This window comes from Streptomyces sp. NPDC088261 (assembly GCF_044740805.1).
Lineage (GTDB): Bacteria > Actinomycetota > Actinomycetes > Streptomycetales > Streptomycetaceae > Streptomyces.
The window spans coordinates 96,359-103,497 of sequence record NZ_JBIURL010000022.1; the positions used below are offsets into that span (position 1 = coordinate 96,359).

At 72.9% G+C, this 7,139-nt stretch carries 7 protein-coding genes; 3 read left to right on the top strand and 4 right to left on the bottom strand.

The annotated features are described in order from the left end of the window. Positions 1-37: 37 nt before the first annotated feature. Both ACIODU_RS30545 and ACIODU_RS30550 read left to right on the top strand, forming a co-directional pair. Positions 38-2,335, top strand: a complete 2,298-nt coding sequence (locus ACIODU_RS30545) for a beta-glucosidase (RefSeq protein ID WP_401771761.1) — start codon at positions 38-40, stop codon at positions 2,333-2,335. 70 nt (positions 2,336-2,405) lie between these two features. After that, positions 2,406-2,966, top strand: coding sequence for an isochorismatase family protein (locus ACIODU_RS30550; protein WP_401771746.1), 561 nt, complete (start codon positions 2,406-2,408; stop codon positions 2,964-2,966). Between the two features lie 42 nt (positions 2,967-3,008). Here the strand turns inward: ACIODU_RS30550 and ACIODU_RS30555 are convergent, their stop codons facing one another. From ACIODU_RS30555 to ACIODU_RS30570, 4 genes are all read right to left on the bottom strand, one after another. Beyond that, positions 3,009-3,680, bottom strand: a complete 672-nt coding sequence (locus ACIODU_RS30555) for a ThuA domain-containing protein (RefSeq protein ID WP_401771749.1) — start codon at positions 3,678-3,680, stop codon at positions 3,009-3,011. A 119-nt stretch (positions 3,681-3,799) separates the two neighbouring features. Continuing rightward, positions 3,800-5,314 carry an amidohydrolase gene (locus tag ACIODU_RS30560; RefSeq protein WP_401771751.1) on the bottom strand — a complete coding sequence of 505 codons (1,515 nt, stop codon included), beginning with the start codon at positions 5,312-5,314 and terminating at the stop codon, positions 3,800-3,802. A 141-nt stretch (positions 5,315-5,455) separates the two neighbouring features. Beyond that, a complete protein-coding gene (locus tag ACIODU_RS30565; protein ID WP_356429096.1) occupies positions 5,456-5,866 on the bottom strand; it encodes a VOC family protein in 411 nt (136 codons plus the stop codon). Positions 5,867-5,964: 98 nt separating this feature from the next. After that, positions 5,965-6,369 carry a helix-turn-helix domain-containing protein gene (locus ACIODU_RS30570; protein WP_401771753.1) on the bottom strand — a complete coding sequence of 135 codons (405 nt, stop codon included), beginning with the start codon at positions 6,367-6,369 and terminating at the stop codon, positions 5,965-5,967. Between the two features lie 136 nt (positions 6,370-6,505). On the opposite strand from ACIODU_RS30570, the gene cpt reads away from it, so the two are divergent. Continuing rightward, positions 6,506-7,048 carry a chloramphenicol phosphotransferase CPT gene (gene cpt, locus ACIODU_RS30575; RefSeq protein WP_401771755.1) on the top strand — a complete coding sequence of 181 codons (543 nt, stop codon included), beginning with the start codon at positions 6,506-6,508 and terminating at the stop codon, positions 7,046-7,048. Positions 7,049-7,139: the final 91 nt, after the last annotated feature.

A 7,139-nucleotide genomic window follows, 5' to 3' on the forward strand; every position in this document is an offset into this window, starting at 1 on the left:
TCCGGGACCGTCACGCGTCGAGGAACTGATCGCCGCCATGACCCTGGAGGAGAAGCTCGCCCAGCTCTACGGCCTGTGGGCCGGCGCCTCCAACGACGGCGCCGAAGTGGCGCCCCACCAGCACGACATGGACGAACCCCCGACGCTCGACACGCTACTGCCGTACGGACTGGGCCAGTTGACCCGGCCCTTCGGCACCGTCCCGGTCGATCCCGCCCTGGGTGCCCTGTCGCTCATGCGTACGCAGGAACGCGTCGTGGCCGCGAACCGCTTCGGCATCCCCGCCATGGCCCACGACGAATGCCTCGCCGGGTTCTCCGCCTGGGGCGCCACCACCTACCCGGTCCCCCTTTCCTGGGGAGCCGCCTTCGACCCCGCCCTGGTCGGGGAGATGGCCCGCGCCATCGGGCACGACATGCGGTCGGTGGGCGTGCACCAGGGGCTCGCCCCCGTACTCGACGTCGTACGGGACGCCCGCTGGGGCCGGGTCGAGGAGACCATCGGCGAGGACCCCTACCTCGTCGGCACCACGGCCGTCGCCTACATCAAGGGGCTGGAGGCCGCGGGGGTCGTGGCCACCCTCAAACACTTCGTCGGGTACTCGGCCTCGCGCGGCGGGCGCAACCTGGCCCCCGTGGGCATGGGGCCCAGGGAACGCGCCGACGTCATGCTCCCGCCCTTCGAGATGGCGGTACGGGAGAGCGGCGTACGGTCCGTCATGCACGCGTACACCGACACCGACGGCGTGCCCTGCGCGGCCGACGCGGACCTGCTGACCGGACTCCTCCGCGACACCTGGGGCTTCACAGGAACGGTCGTGGCCGACTACTTCGGCATCGCCTTCCTCGCGTCCCTGCACGGCGTCGCGGCCGACTGGGGCGAGGCCGCCGCCGCCGCGCTGACCGCCGGGGTCGACGTCGAACTGCCCACCGTGAAGACGTTCGGCGCACCGCTGCGCGACCTGGTGGCGTCGGGGCGGGTGCCGGAAGCCGTGGTCGACCGCGCGGTACGCCGGGTCCTGGCCCAGAAGGAGGCGCTGGGCCTCCTCGACCCGGCCTGGAGCCCGGTGCCCCCGGCCCTCGCCGCCGTCGATCCGGGGCTATTCGGCGACACCGAACACCTGCGCGGGACCGTGAGCCTGGACCGTACCGAACACCGGGACATCTCCCGCCGGTTGGCCGAGCGGGCCGTCATCCTGCTCAGCAACCGGGGCACGCTTCCGCTCGGCCGCCCCGCCAGGATCGCCCTGGTCGGACCGCAGGCCGACACCCCGACGGCCGTCCTGGGCTGCTACTCCTTCCCCGTGCACGTCGGGGCCCAGCACCCCGGCACGCCCACGGGGATCGAACTGCCCACCCTCCGGGAGGCGTTGGCCGCCGAATTCCCCGGCAGCGAGATCACCACCGTGGCCGGGGCGGACGTCGACACCCTGGACACCGGCGGATTCGACCAGGCCGTCGCGGCGGCCCGTGACGCGGACGTGGTCGTCGCCGCGCTCGGGGACCGGGCCGGCCTGTTCGGCCGCGGCACCAGCGGAGAGGGCTGCGACGCGGAGAGCCTCGCCCTGCCCGGCGTACAACAACAGCTCCTCGACGCCCTCCTCGACACCGGGACCCCGGTGGTGCTGACCCTGCTGGCCGGCCGGCCGTACGCCCTGGGCCGGGCGGCCCACGAGGCGGCGGCGGTCGTGCAGGCGTTCTTCCCCGGCCAGGAGGGCACGGCGGCGGTGGCGGGTGTGCTCAGCGGGCGGATCAACCCCTCCGGGCGGCTGCCCGTGAGCGTTCCGCGGCTGGCGGGCGCCCAGCCCTCCACGTATCTGGCCGCCCCGCTGGCCATGGCCAGCGAGGTCTCCAGCATCGACCCCACTCCGGCCTTCGGATTCGGGCACGGTCTGACGTACACCACGTTCGCCTGGTCGGACCTCGACACCGGTGGGGACGGTGACCGTACCCCCGCTGTACCCACCGACGGCGCGGTCACCCTGGCCCTCACCGTCCGCAACATCGGCGGCCGGGCGGGCGACGAAGTGGTCCAGCTGTACCTGCGGGACCCGGTGGCCTCGGTCGTCCAGCCGGTCCAGCGGCTGATCGGATACGTACGGGTCGCACTCGACCCGGGCGAGTCGGCGCGGGTCGTCGTGACGGTGCCCGCGGACCTGGCGTCCTTCACCGGCAGGGACGGACGCCGGGTGGTGGAGCCGGGGCGGCTGGAACTGCGGCTGGCGGCGTCCAGCACCGACATCAGGTTCACGGCCGTGGTGACACTGACGGGCGGTCCGAGACACGTGGATCACACGCGCGAACTGCACGCCCGCTTCACCGTCACGCGCACCTGAGCAAGGTCCGTTGTCAGTGGTCGGGTCTACGGTGGATTCGTGGATCAGTCCAGCGCGAGCGAGGAGAGTCATGACGACGCTTGAGAACCGGCCGAACACCGCACTGCTCGTGGTCGACGTGCAGAAAGGCGTGGTCGAGGGGGCGCACGAGCGGGACGCGGTCGTGGCCACCATCGGCGGTCTGGTCGAGAGGGCACGGCGGGAGCGGGTGCCCGTGGTCTGGGTCCAGCATTCCGACGAGGAGCTCGAACACGGAAGCGACGACTGGCGGATCGTCGCCGAGCTGACGCCGGATGACGCCGAGCCACGGGTCGAGAAGCGGTACGGCGACTCCTTCGAGGACACCACCCTGGAGACCGTGCTGTCGGACCTCGCGGTGGGGCGCCTGGTGGTGGTCGGCGCGGAGACCGACGCGTGTGTCCGCTCGACCCTCCACGGCGCGTTGACCCGGGGGTACGACACGGCGCTGGTCGGCGACGCCCACACCGCGGGGGACAAGTCGCAGTGGGGCGCGCCGCCGCCGGACCAGGTGATCGCGCACACGAACCTGTACTGGGGGTTCCAGACGGCGCCGGGGCGGACGGCCGGGACGGTGGTGGCCAAGGACGTGGACTTCGCCGGCACCCCGTGAATCCGGTGCGCCGGCGAAGGCCGCCCGTGTGTTTCCTCTTTCCTACGACCGGCGCGGGCTGAGCCATCGCACGGCGCGGCGGAGCAGTTCGACGTGTTCCGGGGCCTCGAACGACCTGACGTCGTGGCCCAGGGCGTCGTACAGCACGCGGCTCTCCCCGACCGTGCGGGTCCACACGAGGCGGTGCGTCGCGCCGTTCTCCGTATGCGTGTAGAGAGGGGAGAGCCTGACGTCCGGTTCAAAGTCCAGGTCGGTGTAGCGCTCGTCGAAGATCCAGAACTCGTCCAGGCCCTCGGTGAGGGGGTGGGGGAGGGCGCTCTTCCGGATCAGGGTCCGGCCGATCGGGGGATGGAAACTCGTTCCCGGCTTCCAGGTCCCGCCGAGAGCGGACCGCCAGGCCGGCAGTCCCGGAAAGGCCACTGCGGAGCTGTGCATGGCGAGCAGCCCGCCGCCGCGCCCGAGGAAACCGTCGAGAAGGCGTCCAAACGCGGTGTCGTCAGGGACCGGCTCAGCGCGGTCGGCGCTCGCGTTCACGGCCAGCACGTCGGCGCTCCCGATCCGGGCGCCGAGGTCGTCGAGCGAGGTTACGACGGTGACCTCGTTCTCCTCGCCCAGTACCCCGGCCAGCGCGGCGCTCGTCTCTTGGAGCGGGTGCCATGGATCGGAGTGCTGTCCTTCACCGCTCAGAACGACGACGTGGGTCGAGTTGGTCATCCCGCTCTCCCTCTCTCACGACGGATCGTCCCGCAGGGCCCCGGAGACCGCTGCCGAATCCGTCCGGTCGGCGACAACCCCGCCGTGGGCGCGGGGATTCCCGTCGGGCGGGGGGTTCGTCACCCCGTCCGGTACGTCCACCGGCCGGCCAGGAGCGTGCCGGAGACCGGCATCTCCCGCAGCTCGCGCGCGGGCAGGCGCGCCGGGTCGTCCGCGGTGAGCACCAGGTCGGCGGGGTTTCCGACCCGCAGTCCGCGCCGCCCGCCGGAGGCCGCCGCGAGCGCGTCGTCCAGGCCGATCGCCTGCTCGGGGTGCCACGGATCGCGCCCGTCAGGACCCGAGCGGTGCACGGCGGCCGCGATGCCGTGCCACGGATCCAGCGGGGAGACCGGTGCGTCCGAGCCGAGCTCCAGAGTTGCCCCCGCGCGGAGCAACTCGGCGTACGCATAGGACCGGTCGGTCCGCCCCGCCCAGTGGTGGTCGGCGATGTCCCGGTCGTCCGGGGCGTGGGCCGGCTGGATGCCCAGCACCAGGCCGGGCGCGGCGAAGCGGGGCAGGTCGGACCGGTCGATCAGCTGGGCGTGTTCGATCCGGCCCGGGCAGCCGACCGCCTCGAACGCGTCCAGGGCGAGGGTGTTGGCCCGGTCGCCGATCGCGTGCACCGCGGAGTGGATGCCGTGCGCGGCCGCGCGCGCCATGAGCCGCGCCAACTCCTCCGGAGGGGTCTGGAGGATGCCGTGCCGTTCCCCGGGCAGAACGGGGCCGGGATACGGATCGGCGCACAGCGCGGTCCGCGTGTTGAGCGAGCCGTCCACGAAGAGCTTGAGCGGACCGACCCGCGCCAGCCCGCCGGTGCCCGGCAGCACGTCGCCGGTACGACGGCCCTCCTCGATCGCCCGCTCCAGATGGCTCGGATAGACCGAGCAGCGCACCCGGACGTCCAGGGGCGCGGCGGAGGCGCGGCGGGTCCAGTCCGCGATGTTGTCGGCGTACTCGAAGTCCAGGACGCCGACGACGCCCCGGGCCGCGGCGGCGCGTACCGCGTCCTGAACCCAGCGGTCGACCACCTCGGGTTCCGCCTGGGCGAGGCGGGCGACCCCGTCGAGGCACGCCTGTTCGCGCAGCACGCCGGTCGGGTGGCCGGCCCGGCCGATGCGGACCAGGGCGGCCCGGCCGAACCACGCCGTGTGCAGGTCGTTGCTGACCAGCGCCACGGCGTGCCCGGTGTCCTCGGACCACGCGAGCAGCGCGGGATCCGGTGCGTCGGGCCACAACCCGTCGCGGAAGGCGAACCCGATGAGGGGTTCGTCCGGTGCGTGGCGCCCGTCGCGGGCGGCGGCGGCCATGAGGTCCGCCGCCGCGCGCGCGGAGTCCGCCCCGGACAGGTCGACGCGGCGGCGCGCGCTGGCCCACTGGACGCTGTGCACGTGCGCGTCCCAGAAGCCGGGGAGCACGGTGAGGCCCCTGGCGTCCACGATCTCGGCGCCGGGAGGCGGAGTGGTGTCGGTACCGATGGCGGTGATCCGGCCGCCGGCCACCACGAGGTCGCCGACCGGTCCGCCGGAGCCGAGCCGCCCCTGGCGCAGCACCAGCGGGGCGGCGGCCCCACCGGAGGCGGTGCGGATGTCACTCACCCGGTCACCGGCACCGGGGCGTAGACCTGTTGATCCGCCATCGCTGTCCCCCAAGGCTCGGGCTTGTCGTCCCGGACACGTTAGGCGGCGGCCGGAGCGGGCGGAACAGCGCAGGGTCGTGTACGGCCGGCGGCCAGGACCTCAGGCCTTCGGCTCCGTGAAGCGGATGTGATTGCCGAAGGGGTCGCGGAGACCGCAGTCGATTCCGTACGGGCGCTCGGTCGGCTCCTCGGTGAACTCGACGCCCAGGCCGACCAGCGTCTCGTACGTCTTGCGGCAGTCGCCGGTGCTGAAGATGAGGTGCCCGCCGACGGCGCCCTTGGTCAGCAGTTCGCGGACCTGCACCGCCGTCTCCTCGGACATCGCCGGGGGACCCGGCTTCTCCAGCAGGATCTGGCGGTCGGGGTGCCCGGGAACGTTGACGGTCAGCCAGCGCATGAAGCCCATGTCGATGTCGGCGTTGACCTCCAGGCCGAGCTTGCCGACGTAGAAGTCGAGGGCCTCGTCCTGGTCGAGGACGTAGATCTGTGAGTGTGTGATGGCGTTGAACATGTGCGTCACGCTACCGGCCGGGCCGGACGGAAACTTATCCAAAACTGCTCGTTCGCCGGAGGCCACGGGCCGCCGGATGCCACGGGCAGTGCGGGCCGTCAGGCGCGCGGCCGGGTCCACGCCATCGTGAAACACGTGGGCACCCCCGCGCCCGCGGCCGCGTCCCTCGCTTCCTTGCGGTACGTCCTCGGAGGCCGGCCCACGATGTCGCGGAACGTACGGCTGAAGGTGCCCGGACTACTGAAGCCCACCTGGAAGCAGATGTCGGTCACACTGCGGTCGGTGTCCCGCAGCAGGAACATCGCGCGCTCGACCCGGCGGCGCTGGAGGTAGCGGTGCGGCGTTTCGCCGAAGGTGGCCCGGAAGGTACGGGCGAAGTGTGCCTCCGACACCAGGGCGATCCGTGCCAGGGCCGGCACGTCCAGCGGTCGCGCGTACGCGAGGTCCATCGCGTCCCGCGCCCGGAGCATGCGGCGGTTGGTCTCTTCGGTGGCGCGGCTCACGGAGCCATCACACCACGGCCCCGCGTCGGCGCGACAGCCGCGCGGGTACGCAGGACCGGGGAGGTCCGGCGAGGCCCGGGGAGGTCCGGCCGAAAATCGCTTCGGGTGCCGCGGTGGTTGCCTCTACCGTGACCCGGTGACAACTCAGGTGATCGTGTTGAACGGTGGATCCAGCGCGGGCAAGTCCGGGATCGTACGGTGTCTTCAGGCGGTGCTGCCCGACCCGTGGCTCGCCGCCGCGATCGACTCGCTGGTCGACGCCATGCCCGCGTCCCTCCGGTCCACCGACGCGGGCATCGAGTTCGCCGCGGACGGCGGGGTGCACGTCGGAGCGGAGTTCCTGAGGCTGGAGGCCGCCTGGAAGGAGGGGGTCGCCGCGATGGCACGGGCAGGTGCCGGGGTCATCGTGGACGACGTCTTCCTCGGCGGACCGGAGTCCCAGGAGCGGTGGCGGAAGGCGCTGGGCGGACTGGACGTGCTGTGGGTCGGTGTCAGGTGCGAGACCGCCGTCGCCGAGGGGCGCGGGGTGGCCCGCGGGGACCGGGCCCCGGGCATGGCCGCGTCGCAGGCGGAGGTGGTCCACCGGGGTGTGGTCTACGACGTGGAGGTCGACACCACCCACGCGGAGTCCCTGGACTGTGCGCGGATCATCGCCGCGCACGTCAAGGACACCCCCTAGGGCGTGTCCGCGAAGTGGGGTCGTCCGCCCGGAGGGCGGGGCTCGCGGCGTCTGGTGCGTGCGATCGCAAGGCGGAGGACTCACCCCGTAC